Raw genomic sequence first — 19,646 nt, forward strand, 5'->3', positions numbered from 1 at the left:
AACAGAATGGCAATTTACCATTCTGTTTATGATTAACACTTTGTAGAACATGAAGTTTGTTAACTTCTTATCAAGTCCGTCTTTATATAGAATAGGAGACTTATTTGATCTTCTCTCTCGCTAGTAACTGAGAAATAATCACCAGTACTAACGACACCACTAACATCACTGTTGCTAGGGCGTTTACCTCAGGAGAGATACCCACTTTAACCATTGAGTAAATCTTCAGTGGCAAGATTTCATAGGTTGGGCCTGTTACGAAAGAGCTGATGATCACATCGTCCAGAGACAAAGTGAAGCTCAATAACCAACCCGCAGCAACTGCTGGCTTAGCAAGAGGTAAGATGATCTGTTTTAGGATCGTCCATTCGCTTGCGCCTAAGTCTTTTGCAGCTTCTAGCATCTTCACATCAAAGCCATTCAAACGACTGTAAACCGTAACAACAACGAACGGCAGACAGAAAGTAATGTGCGCCGCAAGTAGGGTAAAGAACCCCAGTTGAACACCCATTACCAAAAATAGTGCAAGAAGCGAAATCGCCATTACGATATCTGGTGACATCATCACGATGAACAACATGCCATTTACGATGCCTTTACCTTTGAATTGGTAACGGAATAGGGCTACTGCTGTAAGGCTGCCGACAATCGTTGCGGCTGTTGCTGAGAACACCGCTACGTTGATCGAGTGCCACGCAGCCTGCATTAGGCTGTCGTTGTTAATCAGCGCGTCATACCACTTAGTGGTGAAGCCACCCCATTTCATACCAAACTTATTGGCATTAAATGAGTTTGCAATCAATACAATAATAGGTAGGTATAGAAACGCGTATACCAGCGCCATAAAGCTGAACTTAACTGTACGACCCATTAGTCTAGCTCCACTTTCTTATTCAATAGCTTACCTGCTCGGTAGTAGGCGTATAACATCACAGCCATTGCCATGGTCAATGCGATACTGGTTGCTGCGCCAAACGGCCAGTCTCGAGCGTTGAGCACTTGGCTCTTAATCACGTTACCAATCAATAGGTTCTTAGCGCCGCCTAATAGGTCAGAGATGTAGAACATGCCTAACGCCGGAAGAAGTACTAATAAACAACCGCCGATAATGCCTGGCATCGTTAAGGGTAAAACAACCTTCAATAGCGTTTGAAGTTTATTCGCACCTAAGTCTTTAGCCGCTTCTAAATAAGTATCGTCTAGCTTTTCAATCGCTGAGTACAACGGCAAAATCATGAACGGGAGTAGGATATACACCAAACCGATCATTACTGCTGTTTCTGAATACATGATACGTAGCGGTTTATCGATAATGTCTAACGCTAACAAGCCCTTATTCAACACACCTTGAGTACCCAGCACCACTTTTAGTCCGTAAGTACGGATCAAAGAATTAGTCCAGAATGGCACAATCACTAGGAATAACATGATTGGACGCCACTTCGCAGGCATTTTTGCCACGATATAAGCGAACGGGTAACCAATAATTAAACAAAGTAGGGTTGCGACAATTGCCATATAGAAAGAGTGCACCAACACTTTAAAATACAGCGGGTCAGCCAAACGCACGTAGTTATCGAGAGTGAAGGTCATCTCGATCAAGTTCGCTTCATCACGAGTTAAGAAGCTAGTACCGATGATCATGATGTTTGGAATCATCACGAACAGCACTAACCAACCTGTGATTAAAGCAACAATTGCGTTTTGTAAATTAAACTTCTTGCTCATCTTCTAATACCACTTCCCAGCTCTCAACCCAAGTTACTGCAACTTTTTGGCCCAGTGAGTGATCAACATCAGGGTCATCTTCGTTGAAGAATTCGCTAACCATGACACGCATACCAGATTCAAGTTCTACGACTGAATCTAATGTCATGCCTTTATAGGTTCGCTCGACAATGTGGCCAACAATACCGCGTTGCTCAGACTCTTTGATTTCTTCGATACGAAGATCTTCAGGGCGAAGCAATACTTGCAGTTTTTGACCCGGTGTTATGTCTTTATCGTGATAGATAACAGACTCTTCACCTTCGATTGTCGCAACAATGCGTTTTTCATCTTGACGAGATTTTGCTGTCGCTTCGAATACGTTAATTTCACCAATGAAACGTGCTACAAATAGGTTCTTCGGCTCTTCGTAGATCTCTCTTGGTGTGCCATCTTGTTCAATCACGCCATCACGCATAACAATGATACGGTCAGACATAGACAGCGCTTCTTCTTGGTCGTGTGTTACAAAAATGAAAGTGATACCAAGTTGGCGTTGTAATTGTTTCAGCTCAATTTGCATCTGTTTGCGCAATTTGTAATCAAGAGCAGAGAGAGATTCATCCAATAAAAGGACTTTTGGCTTATTCACGACGGCACGAGCGATTGCGATACGTTGCTGTTGACCACCGGATAGCTGGTGTGGTTTTCGTTGTGCCATTTGTTCTAAACGCACCATTTTTAAAGCATTCATGACACGAGGTTCAATCTCGTTGCTTGGAACTTTCTGCATGCGTAAGCCAAATGCCACATTATCGAAGACTGTCATATGCGGGAATAGGGCATAGCTTTGGAATACAGTGTTAACATGCCTTTGTTCAGCAGGAACTTGAGTTACATTCTGACCAGCTAATAGTATTTGACCACTATCTGCAGTTTCAAAACCCGCAATCATTCTTAATACGGTTGTTTTACCACAGCCTGATGGGCCTAAAATCGTGAGAAACTCACCATGATTTACGTTTAGATCAAGATTGCCGATGACTTCTTTACCATCGAAACTTTTACTAATGCCACTAAGTTGTACGACTGGCTTTCCTACTGATTTTTTAGCTTTCAACGTCTGTTTTTCTCCACCTTGGTTCTTTTTGACACCTGTTGCTATACACTTTTAAGGCGCGCATCATAATCACCAAAAACGTGAATTCAAAGCACTTTTTACCATTCGAAGATAAAAAATTTCGCAGGTAAAAGTAAACTTCTTTGACCATACTGATATTTACAAGCTTTACAGCCAAATAAGTGTTTAATTATTAACCATTAAGACTTAAAAGCAAAGCTTGTTACAGATTCATATTTTAGTTTATATCCGACATATGAGTATAATGAAGACAATTTTTTATCAATAAGTTAGGTGGCTTCGATAAAGTAAGTACACCTAGGTATCATTATGAACGACGACATCGAAAAAGATTTTAATCTGGGCGGTAGTATCGACCGTGCACTTTCTGGCGATTATGAGCTCAAAGCAACGGCTGTATTCCAAGAGGCTTGGAAACAAACCATCAGTCACTTTCTTTCGTTCTCTCCTGCTATTGTTGCTCTGATGTTAGTGCAACTGGCCATTTTTTATATCGCATTAAAATTACAACTGGGTGATCCTGCGGTTATCCTAGATGCCGTTATAGACCCAGAGGCTTTCACCCCACAAATCGTTGAATCTATTTTCATTGCTAACTTTAGCTATGAAGTAGTCAGCGCTCCTATTTACGCTGGTATTAGCTTAATGGCAATGAGCCACGCTGCAGGCTTACAAACCAAGACTCGTCACATAGGTAAAGGTCTACAATTTACAGTGCCTGTTATCTTAGTCACTTTGTTCAGCCTTATGTTACAAGGTATCGCGGGGATGATACTCCCGTTCCTTTCTATCTATTTCTCACTTGCATTTAGCCATGCAATTCTGTTGATTTGCGATAAAAAAGTACCTCCAATGCAATCACTGTTGCTTTCTTTGCGGGCCGTAAACAAGAAAATCCTCACTATCGCGTCTATCTACTTAATGGTGATGTTGATGTTCATCATTGCGGCGATGATGTATGGCATTGGTTTAATTTTCGTTCTTCCATTCTTTTTCCACGTGAAAGGTATTCTTTACCGTGAAATGTTTGGCATCAAGTTAAAGCTTATTGCGTCAGACAGGCCAAAGGACGATGACGACAATAACGACGGCAGCGATAATAACGACAGTAACAACAAAAATCCACAGGTGTTCGATGCATAAAGACACGCAGGCAAGCGCAAGCAAATCACTTGCGCTTAAAGTGACGGCACTGGCTCTTGTTGGGTCTATCTCACTGATTGGTCCTTATATTTACCAAGAAGAAGAGCGTCGACGTACGACAGAACAGAATTCCAATTCGACCGACCAGTTTGGTGACTTGACGGTTTCTTCGAGCAAACCAAACTTTGCGGCCATCGAAGATGTGAATGAGAAAAAGGACACGTTCTTTTCTTATCTACGTCCAAGCATCAACATCGAAAACAAACGAATAGCTAAAGAACGCGCGTTTTTGACTAAGGTTTCTGAATCAAGCATTGCGAACATCGATGCGGAAGATTTGTCATACGCTATAAGGTTAGGTAAATTGTACAGCTTGCCTGTGCCTTCATCAGGCTTAGATAAAGCTTGGCTTACAGAAATGCTTAATCGCGTAAACGTCTTGCCTGAAGCACTTGTGTTAACTCAGGCGGCAAACGAGTCGGCTTGGGGGACATCGCGCTTTGCAACCCAAGCGAACAACTATTTCGGACATTGGTGTTACGCCAAAGGTTGTGGTCTTGTTCCGCTACAACGTAACGAAGGTAGCTCCCATGAAGTGGCAACATTCTCTTCAAGCCAAGAGTCAGTACACCGTTACTTTATGAACCTGAACCGAAATCGTGCTTATGCTGATTTAAGAGCGATCCGCGCCAAGCTTGCGGCACAAGGCGATGATTTGCTAACGACAGGCACCGCTACAGAGCTTACCAATGGCTTGTTAAAATATTCTGAGCGAGGTTCAGACTATGTGACTGATTTACAAGCTATGATCCGTCACAACGAGGTATACTGGAAAAAGTAACTCGATTTGATATCAGTTGGCAGCCTTTCATAGTCGGCTAAGTCAATCTACATCACATAAAGAGCAGCTCACTGGCTGCTCTTTCTATTTATAAACGCTCAACTTCGACAAGATTATAAAAATGAAAAAGACAGCACTCGCTTTATTAGCCTCACTAAGCCTTGGGGTCTCTTTACCCGCTGCAGCACAAGAATACATGTTCACGTATTCTAAGCTTTATACTCAGCTGAAAAACAACACCAAAGAAGGGCATGATGACGTCAAAGTAGCGGTCTTCTTTGTTGATCAACAAGCTCAGCAAACCTGTCACATCAGCAAAGCTTGGATGGAAAAAGAAGAGCACTACGAAGAGCTAAAAGTCTCTCCAGCCAATGAACTGCTTCTACCGGTAGATCAAAACCTACGCTCAGCAAATCCTCTTATCTTTGTACAAACTCAAGAACAAGAGTGTGCGTATTCTTTAGTTGTGATGACTCAAGAGCCTTTAGCTGGCACAGTAGAAGTTGCACAGATAGAAAACCTATTGCCACAGATGCAGGCGATGCTTGAAGACGTCAGCGGCATGTTCTCTGGTTGGTTCACGCCAAACATCCAAGGGCTAACACTAGAGTTCGCTAATAAGCTGGAAGGTAACATTGAGCTTTCAAATGGCAAGCAACTACCAATCAAAGAAGGGCGTGCGAAATTCACCTTAGAAGAACTGAGTGGAAGTGACAGCATCACGTTGCCAGAACCAACAGTACGCGTATTGCCGTACATTCCCGCGCAATAATTTTTAACGGAATCATTGTTAGTGAAGTAAAAGCTTAGCGAAATCATTCCTCTAAGCTTTTGTGACATATCTTAAAGCAGCCTGATCGAATTAGATCAGGCTGCTTTTCTTTATCTGCGATACCAACCGAGATCTTACTAAGACGCGTCTCTCTAACCGTTTAGGGGCTTATCGAACAATAAAAGCAAAAACTTTCTATTACTCAGCTTGGTTATACTGCCGTTACTATTTCAACCTCAAATAAAAATCCGTATAATCCACGCCCTAAAACATCCCACTAGCAATCTACAGTCGGTAATACGACAGTGTGAGAGTCGCAATGAACCAAAACGATAATAGAAAAGAAACACTTGAATTCAACAAACTTCAGAAACGTCTGAGAAGAAATGTTGGAAATGCCATCATCGACTACAACATGATCGAAGAGAATGATGTTGTAATGGCATGTATTAGTGGTGGTAAAGATTCATTTGCGATGTTAGACATTTTGCTACGTTTGCGAGAAGCAGCACCGATCAAATTTGATGTTGTGGCGGTAAACCTAGATCAAAAACAACCTGGGTTCCCTGAACACATTCTTCCTGAGTACTTTGAAACGCTGAACATTCCTTACTACATCGTAGATAAAGATACGTATTCAGTGGTTAAAGAGAAAGTGCCAGAAGGCAAAACAACGTGTGGCCTATGTTCTCGTCTTCGTCGTGGTACTTTGTACTCATTCGCTGAGAAGATTGGGGCAACTAAGATCGCACTTGGCCATCACCTTGATGATATCGTTGAAACTATGTTCCTGAACATGTTCCACGGTGCTCGTCTAAAGGCAATGCCACCAAAGCTTCGTTCAGATGATGGTCGTAACGTTGTTATTCGTCCACTGACTTACTGTCGTGAAACGGACCTGATCAAATACGCAGAACACAAAGAGTTCCCAATCATTCCTTGTAACCTGTGTGGCTCTCAAGAGAATCTACAGCGTCAGAACATTAAAGCGATGCTAATTGATTGGGACAAGAAAACTCCAGGCCGTGTTGAGAAGATCTTTAAATCAATCCAGAACGTTAGCCCAAGTCAACTGGCTGATCGCGAGTTGTTTGACTTCATAAACCTTCCACTTGACCGTAGTGAAGATCGCAAAGCATACGAATTCGAAGAAGCTGAAATATCATCTTCAAACATTGATGAGTCAATGTTCATCGACGTAACGAATGTTTAGCCACTTGAGTGAATAAAGATGATTTTAGCCATTCTGTATTTGGAATGGCGTTGCTCTAGATAAACAAAAATGCCTCAAGCAATGCTTGAGGCATTTTTTATAAGTTAAACTTGTCGCTAACTTAACCTTTCGAAAGGTTAGGGTCTAATGGGCTCACGTAACCAGACGGTTTAAGAGCAAGCACGTCACAATTAATCTTGTCGATCACATGTTCCGCAGTATTACCAATAAACACAGCAGACAAACCGGTACGGCCCGTAGTACCAAGAATCACCATCGCAGCGTTATTTTCAGAAGCTACACGAGGAATAACATCTTCAGGCAAGCCTTGCTCAACCACGGTTTGTTCTTCACACATACCGTGCTTCTGACGCAATGCTTTCATTGCCGTTAAGTGATGGCCACGAACTGCGTCGGTATAAGATGTTGGATCAAACTCTGGCAATTCAATTGTTATATTCGCCGGTGTCACAGGGTAAGCATTAACCAAGAACGGTTCTGCATCCAAGCGGCCGGTGATCTCCAGTAATCTATCAACCATCGTATCGTTGAGCTCTAAGTGAGCTTCTGTCTCTGAGCCTACGTGAACTGAAGCAAAGATCTTCGCATCATCAGGCCAGAAGTCATTTTTAACCAGCAGCACAGGGCTAGGGCATTTTCTAAGTAGGTGCCAGTCAGTAGGAGTGAAAATAACAGATTCTAAAGTATCGTGCTTGCGCGTACCTTTGATTAAGATATCGTGGTCACAACTGTATACTTCTGCAATGATCGCCTCGTACGGGCGGTTGTGCCACACGACTTTAACGTTGAATTCAATGAAATCATCAAGGTAAGGTTCTGCTACTTTATTCATCCAGATCTCACGTTGATGAATAACTCCTCTGCGCATTGCGTCTCTTTCGTCGACAGAGAGCATCGATGTCATCTCATACGAGAAATCATAGATCGACAAAAAGAAAGTGATATGGCTTGTTGAGGTGCTTTTCTTCGCAAGTTGGATAGCACGAACTAGAGCAGGTTGCTCATCGTGATTAATGTCAGCGACAACTAAAATTTTGTTATAGATACTCATAACTAAGCCTACTTTTCAGAACGAATATATAAATAATGTAGCGTAGTTATAGAGAGATGAAGAGAAATATAAGAGGTTTTAAGGGAGAAATATGATGTAGCTCATTATTAGGCTACATCATTGATATCTAGACTATTCTTTTGAAACACCAGCGAGTTCCATCAACGTATCATGATCTTCGATAGTGATGTATTTTCCTTTAACACTCAAGATGTCAGCTTTTTGGAAACGCCCCAAAAGGCGACTAATCGTCTCGACAGTTAGACCTAGGTAGTTACCAATGTCGCCGCGAGTCATAGTTAAACGGAACTCTCTAGGGCTAAAGCCGCGTTGAGAGAACCGAGTAGAAAGATTGTAAAGGAATGCTGCAAGACGCTCTTCCGCATTCTTTTTAGAGAGAAGCAGAATCATTTCTTGGTCACCTTTAATCTCATTACTCATCAGGCGCATAATTTGCTGACGCAATTTAGGCATTTTCCCCGATAAATCATCAAGAATTTCGTATGGGATTTCACATACCATAGACGTTTCTAGTGCTTGAGCGAAACTAGGGTGTAGATCACCTGTAATCGCATCGAAGCCAACAAGGTCACCAGCTAAGTGGAACGCAGTAATCTGCTCATCACCTTGCTCGGTAATCGTATAGCTCTTGATCGTTCCAGAGCGAATAGCATACAGAGATTTAAGCTCGTCACCGGCTTTAAATAGCTCTTGGCCTTTTTGAATAGGCTTTTTTCTTTCAATGATCTGATCAAGTTGATCGAGTTCAGATTCATTCAAAGTAAATGGAATACAGAGCTGGCTAATACTACAATCCTGGCAATGGATTGCACAACCACCAGACTGAACACGTTTCGTCGCAGGCTTTTCAGAAATCATAACAATCTTTCACTATTTGACATACATCAATATTTTAGCATTCCTTAATCCTAAAGGGTAGTAAAAAAACCGGGTTTAAAGAATAGCTATACGGTATAAATAATAAGGTGTAGAGCCATATATCCAGTATAAAAGCCGTAAATTAGGATTAAAATTGCGCCTAACTGGCGAAATAAATCAACTTGTTGCAGTTTCTTGAAGAAATTAGCCCCCATACCAACGGTTAACATTGCTGGAAGGGTCCCTAAACCGAAGGCTAGCATGATTCCTGCTCCGTCATACCAGCTTCCAGATACCGCTGCCCACGTAAGCATTGAATAAACAAGGCCACATGGGAGCCAACCCCAGATGAAACCAAATGGTAAAGCATGGATGGGGTGCTTCAATGGCAGAAATGATTGACCTACAGGTGATATATAACGCCATAGCTTCTGCCCGACTTTTTCAAAAAACAACAATCCAAACCACCATTTTCCAATGTACAACCCTAAGATGATCATAAAGGCGGCAGCAAACAGACGAAGCCAACCAAGCAAAGCATTGAAATCGCTTAGTTGAGCAATCGAAGAAATTGCACCGCCAATCACGCCACCAATTACGGCATAGCTTAATAGGCGTCCAAGGTTATACAGGAGGGGAGTAATAGGGGAAGGTTTAGTGTTGCCAATAGAAAGAAGCGAAGCGATGCCACCACACATTCCCATGCAATGACCTGAGCCTATCAATCCAACAACAAAAGCGCCGATCCAATCAGGTGTCATCATTCTTTTTTTCTAAACTAGTTTGGTTTTCTACGCTAACGTAGTTTTCTCTAGAGGCAGGGGCGCTCATCTCGGCTTTCTTGTCCGCAGCTGGTTTGTTGTCAGAGTTATGGTTAGCATGGCTGTCTTCATCGAATAGAATACTATGGCCTTGACGTTCAAGATCTTCAAACTGCTCGCTCTTTACTGCCCAAAGAAAGATTCCGACTGCGATGCACACAAGTACGATCGCTATTGGAATGAGGATGTATAAACTTTCCATTATTTCCCTTGCTCTTTTAAAAGCCTTAACGAGTTAGACACAACTATAATAGAGCTAGCCGACATGCCGACGACGGCAATGTAAGGAGCAACTAAACCAGACACTGCTAGAGGAAGGATAAGCAAGTTATACCCCAATGACCACGCCAAGTTTTCACGGATTATCTTACGCGTTTTTAGCGCTAATGTACGTGATTTAAGTAATCTATCGAGATTATCACCCAATAGCACCATATCCGCTGAGGCTTTCGCTACATCTGTACCTCCCCCCATTGCAACCGAAAGGTGCGCACCTGCAAGTATAGGCGCATCGTTAATACCATCACCAACCATCATGGTAATGTCACTTGCATCTCGAGAGTTCAGGTAGGCAAGTTTATCTTCAGGTTTCGCGTTAGCAACAATGTCTGTAATGCCGATCTCTTCAGCAACAGGCTTCGCGTTAATCAAAGAATCGCCAGTCAGCAGAGTCGTTTTGATTCCCGCTTCTTTAAATTGCTTAATAAACTCGATGCTTTCTTTGCGAATGGGATCTTCATAAGTGAACGTCGCGATATGACGCCCCGCCATTGACAAATAAATACCGTTACTTTCCGATGGTTGAGCTTCACCTAGAATGAATTCACTACTACCAATCGCCACTTCTTGGCCATTCCACTCACCAGTGATGCCTGAACCAATCACGTTATTGACTGACTCTACTTCGATATCATCAGAAAGATGAGTCTTGAACGCTTTAGCTATAGGGTGATTAGCGTGTTGTTCTAGGCTTGAAGCAATTTGTAAACATGTCTCTCTATTAAGGTCTGAAAAGGTGTCTACTTGGCTGATGCGAATATCCCCCTCAGTCAAGGTACCTGTTTTATCAATGATTAAGTGGTTAACTTTACACAGAGTTTCGAATACGTGCCCTTTACGCAGCAAAATACCAAAGTTCCCCATACAAGAGGTTGAACAGGTAATTGCCGTTGGTGTTGCAAGTGATAAAGCACATGGACACGTTGCAACGAGTACTGAAAGCATGATCCAAAACGCGTCTTCTGGACTTGTTTGATGCCAATAGAACCAGGTGCCGAATGAAATAACTAAGATAATTGCCACAAAGTACCGTGCGACCACATCAGCGATTTCCGCGATGCGAGGCTTAGACAACTGCGCTTCATCTTGCAGACGAACGATATTAGAAATCACCGAATCGGCCTTAGATGCCATCACCTCTAATTCAAACGATTCATCACCATTCAGTGTGCCAGCAAAGACGGCATCGCCTTCGTTCTTAACCACATGAATAGATTCGCCAGTCAGCATTGACTCATCGATGTGAATTCTGCCAGACAATACTCTGCCATCAGCAGGAATATGTTCGCCCGGTAGAACACGAATCCGATCGCCAACCTTCAAGGTTTTCACCGGAACTTGATCGCCATCTAACGTTGTCGCCATAGCAGGAACGAGCTTAAGCAGGTTACCACTAGCAGCTGCTGCTTTACGACGAGCGCGCATTTCAAGGAAGCGACCAAGTAGAAGGAAGAAGGTAAACATTGAGATTGATTCAAAGAATACTTCGCCTTGTTCTGTAACTGTTGCCACTACACTCGCAACATAAGCAAATAGCAGAGCAATCGACACAGGCACATCCATGCCTAGCATTCGGCCTTTAATGCTTCGCCACGCATTAATATAGAAAGGTAGCGCTGAGTAGAGCAGGACAGGGGTTGCGAAGATCAAACTAACCCAGCGGAAGTAACTCTTGAATTCCGGCTCTAGGCTACCAAACACTTCAAGATAAAGTGCCACAGCCAACATCATGACTTGCATGGTCGCCAAACCAGCAACACCAAGACGATAGAGGTAGTTTTTCATCGAGCGATGATAGGCGGCTTCTTGTTGATCGGCTTCAAAAGGTGCAGCCTTGTAACCTAGTGTATGGATTGCTGATAACAACTCGCTAAGTTTCACTTGCGTATTATCCCAACTAAGCAGGGCACGGTTAGTGGTGGTATTAACACGAATGCTACCGACCCCGGACTTTGAAGAAACTTGCTTTTCAATAAGCCATGCACAGGCTGCACAAGAGACGCCTTCAAGTGACAATGTCACTTCAGAGGCGTTTTCAGAGCTACGAACGAACTCTAGTTGGACATCTTCATTATCATAATGGCTGAGAGCCAGAAGTTGCTCTGGTACTAGATCAGCTTTTTCAGCTGGAGCGGTGCGATATTGGTAGTAAGAAACCAAACCGCTATCAACGATTGTTTGGGCTACGGTTTCGCAGCCCGGACAACACATCTTTCGAGTCGCTCCTAAGATCTCTACTTTAAAATCCGTTTCCGCTGGTACATCTTCACCGCAGTGATAACAGGATTCACACATAAGCTTTTAGTTCGTTAGTTGAGTAGAAGTTTCAATAGGGAAGTTCATGCGACCTTGCACTAACCATTCAGAGTTATGTGGAGAAAGCTCGATAAACCATGGACCTTGCATTTCGTGGTCTAGAGTCAACGTGTAATTGCCGCTCGCATCAGCGGTAAGCAACTGAGTGAAATCACGGTCAGGCAGTGTTCTGTGAACGAACATTGCGTTAATAGCAGGGAAGTGATCAAGTTTGCCTTTATTTAGAGTAATGATAACAGAGTTACCTTTCTCATTAATTGAAGCCGAGAGACCAAGTTCTTTAGCGATGTTTACTTTCGAAATATCGACATTAATGCCTTTTCCTTTTTTATAGTAATCCTCAGTCACCAAATCTACAGAGTTCTCTGTAAACACAATAACCGTCATGATGGTCCAAATAACTACTGTCGCCGGCAACGCGATTAAGAACCACGGCCAAAACTGTTTATACCAAGGCTTTACCATAAAAAATATCTCAAAAAAGAATAAAAAGAAGGGGTTATAAAATAAAGGAAAGACAGCCTCTTAAAAAGAGGCTGTTATTGAAATGTTACTTATTATCTGAGTTGCTTAAACTCCACACGTATGATGCAACAAGCTGAACTTTGTCTTCGCCTAGAATATCTTTCCAAGCAGGCATTACGCCAGAACGTCCGTTCATAACTGTTTCAGTGACATCAGCGCGAGAATCGCCGAACAACCAATCGCGGTCTGTTAGGTCAGGCGCACCTACAGCAGGGTTACCCTTACCATCAGTACCGTGACACGCAGCACACACGACGAAACGTGCTTTACCAGCTTCTGCTTCACGTGCGTTCACACTACGTCCAGAAAGGCTAAGCGTGTAGCTAACCACTTCTTTAACGCCTTGCTCACCAAGTGCATCTTTCCAGCCTGGCATTTGACCAACACGACCGTGCATGATCGTCGTCACAATAGCTTGTGGCTCACCGCCATATAGCCATGCGTCGTCAGTTAGGTTAGGAAAACCTTTCTGACCACGAGCATCAGAGCCGTGACACTGAGAACAGTTTTGCAGGAACAAACGTTGACCCACTTTGATTGCGTCAGTATCTGATGCAATGTCAGGGACAGAACGTAGGCCGTTTTCGTCGTGAGCTAGCTTTTTAAACGCTTCACCAAAGTAGGTATTTGCATCATCAAGCTCTTTAGCGTATTCGTCTAACTGTTTGTTAGCTTGAGCTGCAGCGATTGCAGAGCGAGACTCTTCTACGCTACGAACTGTTTGATTTGAACTCGTCCAACCTAGTAGACCTTTAAAGTTACCAAGGCCAGGGTATAGAGCAAGATAAACAGCTGCAAACACAATTGTGCTAACGAAAAGGTACGTCCACCATTTAGGTAGTGGGTTATTGAGCTCACGAATACCGTCGTATTCATGGCCCATATCATGACCCTCTTCTACGCCTGTTTTATCTTTAAAACACCAACGAAGTAAGACCGCACAACCAATTAGGGTACCAATCGTAATCGCACTAACCCAGATACTCCAGAATGTACTCATTACTTTGTCACTCCTTCATTTTTAGAACTTGTTGCTGGCTCGTCGTCAGCAAACACTAGGTTCGCATCTTCGTCGAAACGTGATTTACGTTTCTTGCCGTATGCCCACCAAACGATACCGATGAAGCAAGCAAAAACAGTCACAGTCCAAACACTTTGAAATGTAATAATGTCCATAATTATTCCTTATTTCATTGCGTGGCCAAGCGATTGAAGGTAAGCGATGATTGCATCCATCTCTGTTTTTCCTTCAACATCTTGTTTAGCATTAGCAATTTGTTCGTCTGTGTAAGGAACACCAAATTGATTACGGAAGAGTTCAAGCTTCTGTTGAGTCAATTTGCCATCAAGTACATTCTCAGCAAGCCAAGGGAAACCTGGCATGTTTGATTCAGGAACAAGTTCACGAGGATCTAGAAGGTGAACACGATGCCACTCATCAGAATAACGGTCACCAACACGTGCTAGATCAGGACCAGTACGCTTAGAACCCCATAGGAATGGATGTTCCCAAACGCTTTCGCCAGCTACTGAGTAGTGGCCGTAACGTTCAGTTTCAGAGCGGAAAGGGCGAATCATTTGGCTGTGACATACGTTACAACCTTCGCGGATATAGATATCACGACCTTCCATTTCCAGAGCAGAGTAAACTCGTAGGTTTTCTACAGGTTCTGTTGTCTGTTTTTGGAAAATAAGAGGTGTGATCTCTACTAAAGCACCAAAGCTGATAGCAATAACGATCAAGATCGCTAGTAAGCCAACGTTTTTCTCGACCAACTCATGGCGATTATTTGAATTTGAGCTCATTCTAAATCTCCTTAAGCCGGTTGAGGGATAGCTTTAAGGCTATCTTTAGGTGCTGAAACAGTTTTGTACGTATTGTATGCCAGTAAGAACATACCAGATAGGAAGATGAAACCACCTAAGAAACGTACAAAGTAGAACGGGTAAGACGCTTCTACTGACTCTACAAAGCTGTAAGTCAACGTACCGTCAGAGTTAACTGCACGCCACATCAGACCTTGCATCACACCAGAGATCCACATCGCAACAATGTAGAAAACCGTACCAATCGTTGCTAACCAGAAGTGAACATTGATTAGAGATACAGAGTACATACGCTCTTGACCAAACAGTTTAGGAACTAAGTGGTAAACCGAACCGATAGAAACCATTGCAACCCAACCTAACGCACCAGAGTGAACGTGACCGATAGTCCAGTCCGTGTAGTGAGATAGTGCGTTAACCGTTTTGATTGCCATCATAGGGCCTTCGAAAGTCGACATGCCGTAGAATGATAGAGAAACGATTAGGAAACGTAGGATTGGGTCATAGCGAAGCTTATGCCAAGCACCTGATAGAGTCATAATACCGTTGATCATGCCCCCCCAAGAAGGAGCAAACAGAACCAAAGACATAACCATACCTAGAGACTGAGTCCAGTCGGGAAGTGCAGTGTAGTGTAGGTGGTGAGGACCAGCCCAGATATACAGAGACACAAGAGCCCAGAAATGAACAATCGACAGACGGTAAGAATAAACAGGGCGACCAGCTTGTTTAGGAACGAAGTAGTACATCATACCTAGGAAACCAGCTGTCAATAGGAAGCCTACCGCATTGTGTCCGTACCACCATTGTACCATTGCATCGATTGCGCCTGCATAAATCGAGTACGATTTAAACGCAGATACAGGAACAGAAAGGCTGTTAACGATGTGCAACACGGCAACCGTGATGATGAAAGCTCCGAAGAACCAGTTTGCTACGTAAATATGCGATGTCTTACGCTTAATCATAGTTCCAAAGAACACGACCGCATAAGCTACCCACACAAGAGTAATAGCAATATCGATTGGCCATTCAAGTTCTGCGTATTCTTTACCAGAGGTCATACCTAACGGTAAAGTAATTGCAGCGGACAGGATAATCGCTTGCCAACCCCAAAAGGTAAAGGCTACGAGAGGGCCACCAAAGAGACGCGTCTGACAGGTACGTTGTACAACATAATATGATGTTGCAAACAGCGCACTTGTACCGAACGCAAAAATAACCGCATTAGTATGCAGGGGACGTAAACGACTGTACGTCAGCCACGGCGTATCAAAGTTTAGCTGTGGCCAAACTAATTGAGCGGCAATCAAAACACCAACGCCCATACCGACAATACCCCACAAAATTGTAACGAGGGTAAATTGACGGACGACCGTATAGTTGTAGTTTTGTTCAAGCTGCTTTTCTTGGCTCATTTGCATGCTTCCAATTTCTTATTTACTACACTTTACTTCCAACACGACTCACGTCGTAATGCCACCCAAATTAGAAAAGGAAATTCAGCCTATTCATGACTTTATTTCCACTTGCTGATTTTAAAAAAAAGTGGCATTTTCAACGCGACACTATACTTGAATTAACAAATCAATGACAGAGTAGTAACCTTACGCATGGTCCGGAATTGGATTTTTCTTTAAAAACTTTGAACTTTGTAACAAGGAGTAAAGATTATAATGGCAGCACAAAAGCTAACAAAAGGCAGACTTGTTCAAATTATCATCATATTGGTTGTTTTAATAGCTGCATTTACTTGGAGAACAGTAACATACGTTAACGACGAAACAATAGACTGTATAATTTCAAAACCTTGTCAATTTGGTATTGAACAACATAATGTTTTAATTTCAGGTTATAGCAAGGGGTATTCAATCAAAACATCCGAAACTGGTAAATTCATCATTAATTATGATGGCAGCGGAACCTTAGAACCAAACGGGGGCTCTCATTGGCTACTACAAACCAACGATGAAACTGCCTCAATAACGGTTACATTCCCACAACAGGTCAGTACGTATTCTGTAAATCTATCTAAAGCAAACTGAATCACGGCATCGATACTTTTGTAGAAACATATACTAAATCAGTGAAACACAGTGCATTAAAGTGTTATAAAGAGAACATTAATAAATCCTTCAGCAATCTATGAAATTTCTATCAAAAGTCTCTTATTCCTTAGATTATAAAGTAGCGGTCGATGAGTTGCTCTCCGGAGTAGTAAAAAGCGATGATATCGCCTGTCTTATTTGCTACTGCACAGAAGAGTACTCAACGTTAGCTGTGCAGCAACATTTGGTCAACGCTCTTCCTCATACTCCCATTCATGGATGCACTACTTGTCACGGCATAATGACCGAAACAGGGTTCCATTCTGGCCCTGTGATTGGTGCACTTATCATTTATGATACAGGGATCAACGCCTACGGAACGGGTATCGAGCACTTCGGTGATTCTATAGAAAAAAACACCTTCCGAGCGATCGATAAAGCACTTAAAAACGCCAACCGAGAAGGCGAAATACCCGATTTAATCTTGCTTCATTCTACGCCTGGCAATGAAGAAAAAATCATGGCAGCCATAGACAACAAGTTTGGAACAGCCGTACCAATTATTGGTGGCAGTGCTGCAGATAATCAGGTTTCCGGCAATTGGAGCATATTCACCGAAGAGTCTCTCTCTGTTAACGGTTTATCTCTAATGGCGGTGTTCGCTTCTCAATCGATATATTCCTCCTTAAGCGCCGGCCACACACCCACACAGTACTCTGGTACCGTGACTAAAGTCAGAAACAGAGTATTGTTGGAGATCGATCATAGGCCTGCTGTCACCGTTTATAATGAATGGACCAATTTCCACTTAGGTGACAGTGATGACGGCTATATATTCGAAAAGTCTTCTGTCTATCCATTGGGCAGAAAAGTAGGTTCTTCATACGACTACCCATATTTCAAGTTGTCGCATTCAATCCGAGAAACCGAAAACAACGGGATCGAGTTATTTACCGACATAAATGAAGGCGATACCATCTATTTGATGCAAGGCTGCAAACAACAATTAATAGGCCGCGCAGCCAACATCATTCATTCATCTTACTATAATGACATGGCATTTGAGGAAAAACTGGGGGCTATTAATATATTCTGTGCGGGTCCGATGTTAAATCTAAAACAAGACATGGATGAGGTATGCAACCAAATAAATCAAGCACTTGATGGACTACCTTACATTTGCTCTTTCACATTTGGTGAACAAGGTAGACTCTCTGGCGGCGAAAATGCACATGGAAATTTAATGGTGTCGTCAGCAACTTTCTATAGGCTAAAAAAATAATGAGTTCTGAAGGTCAAGAAGAGCTACAAGAAGCCCGTATTGAACTGCAAAAACTAAAGTCACGTGAACGGAAATTAGCTGAAGAAAATAGGGTGATCTTATCAACCATTTCGGCTATCAGTAAAGCGAATAACATCGCAGAGATATTCTCTAGTATTGAATTTGTACTCAAAAAATACATAAAATTCGATGATTTTATCGTGATCTCAAGGGTCGGGAATGAAGGGAAATTCAAAACTTTGTTAACCAATAATAGAGTATTTGGAAAGATAAAATGGAGTGATAGCGGTAAACTATCGCGAGTGATAAATGGAGAATGCGTAATCCTTTTTGAACCCAAATCGTTGGGTGAATTTAACTCTTTGCATCCCATCATACTCGACCAAATTAACTCTGTTTTGATCACCGGCATTGATAGTGGATTAACTCAGTCCGTCATTATCTTTGTTCATTCCAACACCAAGCATTTTGATATTGAAACCAAAGCTACCCTAAGCCGTTTTCGTCCGCTAATTGAACGAGCGGTGTTTGATATAGAAAATAAAGAGAAACTCGAAGCCACCGTTCGAAAGCGAACAGCGGAGCTTGTCACAGCAAGAAAAGAGGCAGAAAGAGCCAATAAGGCAAAGTCTGAATTCTTAGCAATGATGAGTCATGAGTTAAGAACCCCATTAAACGCGGTCATAGGCTTAATCGACACACTAAAGTCAACACAGTTAGATGAAGAACAACAGTCTATACTGCTTAATATGAGTACATCATCTGAGCTTTTGTTAGCAATTATCAGTGACGTGTTGGATTTTTCTAAAATAGAGTCTGGAAGTTTCTCTTTGGCTCCCCAATGGAGCGACATAAGAGATGCTGTAACTTTTGTGTTATCTGAACAAAAGAAGACAGCAGACAATAAGGGATTGGAGTTAACCTCTACGAGTTATATACCTGAAGGGGAACTTCATTATACCGATCCAACTCGCTTAACACAGATTCTATTTAATCTGATTGGTAACGCGATAAAGTTCACCGAATATGGACATGTTCACGTATCGATTGATTACCAACAGAGCTCTTTTGATATAACGGTGGAAGATACCGGGATTGGCATTAGCTCACAGCAAATTTCGTCATTGTTCAGCCCGTTCGTACAAGCCGATAGCACAATCACACGTAGGTTTGGTGGTACCGGTTTGGGGTTAGCTATCACTAAGCGACTTGTTGAATTGATGGGTGGTCGCATTAGCGTAGAGAGTAAGCTAGGCAAAGGTTCTAAGTTCAAAGTGCATTTACCCGTGCTCACTAGAGCAATGAACAAACAGGATTGCACTAAAGCAAATAAACGCTCTCGAAAGCTAAGAAGTCGCTATACAGTTTTAGTTGTTGAAGATAACCCAACGAATCAAATGGTGATCAAGTTAATCCTAACGCGACAAGGGCACGAAGTTTTTATTGCAAGTAACGGTGAAGAAGCACTTAACTTTATCGAGAAAGACAACGATCGGATAGACATTATTTTAATGGACGTGTCGATGCCAGTAATGGATGGCTTAACCACAACGAAATATATTAGAGACGCCAATATCGAAACCCCAATCGTTGCGTTGACAGCGCACACATCAATAGAAGACAGATATTCGTGTCTAAATGTAGGCATGAATGATTTCGTAACGAAGCCTGTACGAACCAAAGAGATAACAGAAGCAATTAATAGATTAATGCTTAACGCCTAATAAACATATTTCTTAAATGAAGATTAAGAAATATGTTTATTAGGTATTTTATGGTA

The 19,646-nt window shown here is 42.4% G+C and carries 20 protein-coding genes; 7 read left to right on the forward strand and 13 right to left on the reverse strand.

What is annotated here, in order from left to right; all coding sequences use genetic code 11:
* Nucleotides 1-100 precede the first annotated feature (100 nt).
* From potC to potA, 3 genes are read right to left on the reverse strand one after another with little or no spacing between them, the layout of a single operon-like run.
* Entirely contained in the window at nucleotides 101-871 is a 771-nt protein-coding gene (gene potC / locus OCV24_RS07615) for a spermidine/putrescine ABC transporter permease PotC (protein ID WP_009846722.1), read from the reverse strand.
* Nucleotides 871-1,728, reverse strand: a complete 858-nt coding sequence (gene potB, locus OCV24_RS07620; protein WP_046224304.1) for a spermidine/putrescine ABC transporter permease PotB — start codon at nucleotides 1,726-1,728, stop codon at nucleotides 871-873. The genes potC and potB overlap by 1 nt, the downstream gene beginning before the upstream one ends.
* Nucleotides 1,712-2,827 (reverse strand): spermidine/putrescine ABC transporter ATP-binding protein PotA, encoded by a 1,116-nt coding sequence (gene potA, locus OCV24_RS07625; protein WP_077680371.1) that lies wholly within the window; start codon nucleotides 2,825-2,827, stop codon nucleotides 1,712-1,714. The genes potB and potA overlap by 17 nt, the downstream gene beginning before the upstream one ends.
* Nucleotides 2,828-3,157: 330 nt before the next feature.
* On the opposite strand from potA, the gene OCV24_RS07630 reads away from it, so the two are divergent.
* The 4 genes from OCV24_RS07630 to ttcA all read left to right on the forward strand — a co-directional run bounded on the left by OCV24_RS07630 (nucleotide 3,158) and on the right by ttcA (nucleotide 6,817).
* Nucleotides 3,158-3,991, forward strand: a complete 834-nt coding sequence (locus tag OCV24_RS07630; RefSeq protein WP_077680370.1) for a DUF2189 domain-containing protein — start codon at nucleotides 3,158-3,160, stop codon at nucleotides 3,989-3,991.
* Complete coding sequence (locus OCV24_RS07635) at nucleotides 3,984-4,832, forward strand: glucosaminidase domain-containing protein (RefSeq protein WP_150878008.1); 849 nt, start codon at nucleotides 3,984-3,986, stop codon at nucleotides 4,830-4,832. The genes OCV24_RS07630 and OCV24_RS07635 overlap by 8 nt, the downstream gene beginning before the upstream one ends.
* Before the next feature lie 121 nt (nucleotides 4,833-4,953).
* Nucleotides 4,954-5,604, forward strand: coding sequence for a DUF2987 domain-containing protein (locus OCV24_RS07640; protein WP_146441451.1), 651 nt, complete (start codon nucleotides 4,954-4,956; stop codon nucleotides 5,602-5,604).
* A 319-nt stretch (nucleotides 5,605-5,923) separates the two neighbouring features.
* Nucleotides 5,924-6,817: a tRNA 2-thiocytidine(32) synthetase TtcA gene (gene ttcA / locus OCV24_RS07645; protein WP_017057255.1), complete on the forward strand. Its 894-nt coding sequence runs from the start codon at nucleotides 5,924-5,926 to the stop codon at nucleotides 6,815-6,817.
* A 121-nt stretch (nucleotides 6,818-6,938) separates the two neighbouring features.
* On the opposite strand, the gene uspE is transcribed toward ttcA, so the two are convergent.
* The 10 genes from uspE to ccoN form a co-directional block, all read right to left on the reverse strand.
* Nucleotides 6,939-7,889, reverse strand: coding sequence for a universal stress protein UspE (uspE, locus tag OCV24_RS07650; protein ID WP_150878006.1), 951 nt, complete (start codon nucleotides 7,887-7,889; stop codon nucleotides 6,939-6,941).
* 132 nt (nucleotides 7,890-8,021) lie between these two features.
* On the reverse strand, nucleotides 8,022-8,768 hold the full coding sequence (locus OCV24_RS07655) for an FNR family transcription factor (RefSeq protein ID WP_017057253.1): 747 nt from the start codon (nucleotides 8,766-8,768) through the stop codon (nucleotides 8,022-8,024).
* A gap of 86 nt (nucleotides 8,769-8,854) precedes the next feature.
* Entirely contained in the window at nucleotides 8,855-9,529 is a 675-nt protein-coding gene (locus OCV24_RS07660; protein ID WP_136997729.1) for a sulfite exporter TauE/SafE family protein, read from the reverse strand.
* Nucleotides 9,519-9,791, reverse strand: a complete 273-nt coding sequence (gene ccoS, locus OCV24_RS07665) for a cbb3-type cytochrome oxidase assembly protein CcoS (protein ID WP_102506508.1) — start codon at nucleotides 9,789-9,791, stop codon at nucleotides 9,519-9,521. Before ccoS ends, OCV24_RS07660 begins: the two co-directional genes overlap by 11 nt.
* Nucleotides 9,791-12,163: a heavy metal translocating P-type ATPase gene (locus OCV24_RS07670; protein ID WP_102506509.1), complete on the reverse strand. Its 2,373-nt coding sequence runs from the start codon at nucleotides 12,161-12,163 to the stop codon at nucleotides 9,791-9,793. Before OCV24_RS07670 ends, ccoS begins: the two co-directional genes overlap by 1 nt.
* Nucleotides 12,164-12,169: 6 nt before the next feature.
* Complete coding sequence (locus OCV24_RS07675; protein ID WP_017057249.1) at nucleotides 12,170-12,649, reverse strand: FixH family protein; 480 nt, start codon at nucleotides 12,647-12,649, stop codon at nucleotides 12,170-12,172.
* A gap of 85 nt (nucleotides 12,650-12,734) precedes the next feature.
* Complete coding sequence (gene ccoP / locus OCV24_RS07680; protein WP_017057248.1) at nucleotides 12,735-13,709, reverse strand: cytochrome-c oxidase, cbb3-type subunit III; 975 nt, start codon at nucleotides 13,707-13,709, stop codon at nucleotides 12,735-12,737.
* Nucleotides 13,709-13,885 (reverse strand): cbb3-type cytochrome oxidase subunit 3, encoded by a 177-nt coding sequence (locus OCV24_RS07685; RefSeq protein WP_150878004.1) that lies wholly within the window; start codon nucleotides 13,883-13,885, stop codon nucleotides 13,709-13,711. Before OCV24_RS07685 ends, ccoP begins: the two co-directional genes overlap by 1 nt.
* Nucleotides 13,886-13,894: 9 nt before the next feature.
* Nucleotides 13,895-14,515 (reverse strand): cytochrome-c oxidase, cbb3-type subunit II, encoded by a 621-nt coding sequence (gene ccoO, locus OCV24_RS07690; RefSeq protein WP_017057247.1) that lies wholly within the window; start codon nucleotides 14,513-14,515, stop codon nucleotides 13,895-13,897.
* Between the two features lie 11 nt (nucleotides 14,516-14,526).
* On the reverse strand, nucleotides 14,527-15,954 hold the full coding sequence (gene ccoN, locus OCV24_RS07695; RefSeq protein WP_032547951.1) for a cytochrome-c oxidase, cbb3-type subunit I: 1,428 nt from the start codon (nucleotides 15,952-15,954) through the stop codon (nucleotides 14,527-14,529).
* Nucleotides 15,955-16,212: 258 nt separating this feature from the next.
* Here ccoN and OCV24_RS07700 point away from each other — a divergent pair, with 258 nt between their 5' ends.
* The 3 genes from OCV24_RS07700 (at nucleotide 16,213) to OCV24_RS07710 (ending at nucleotide 19,590) form a co-directional block, all read left to right on the forward strand.
* A complete protein-coding gene (locus OCV24_RS07700; RefSeq protein ID WP_077680364.1) occupies nucleotides 16,213-16,581 on the forward strand; it encodes a hypothetical protein in 369 nt (122 codons plus the stop codon).
* 100 nt (nucleotides 16,582-16,681) lie between these two features.
* Nucleotides 16,682-17,866, forward strand: coding sequence for an FIST signal transduction protein (locus OCV24_RS07705; protein ID WP_137033219.1), 1,185 nt, complete (start codon nucleotides 16,682-16,684; stop codon nucleotides 17,864-17,866).
* Nucleotides 17,866-19,590, forward strand: coding sequence for an ATP-binding protein (locus OCV24_RS07710; RefSeq protein WP_136997657.1), 1,725 nt, complete (start codon nucleotides 17,866-17,868; stop codon nucleotides 19,588-19,590). Before OCV24_RS07705 ends, OCV24_RS07710 begins: the two co-directional genes overlap by 1 nt.
* Nucleotides 19,591-19,646: the final 56 nt, after the last annotated feature.

The organism is Vibrio kanaloae (assembly GCF_024347535.1).
Classification (GTDB): Bacteria; Pseudomonadota; Gammaproteobacteria; order Enterobacterales; family Vibrionaceae; genus Vibrio; species Vibrio kanaloae.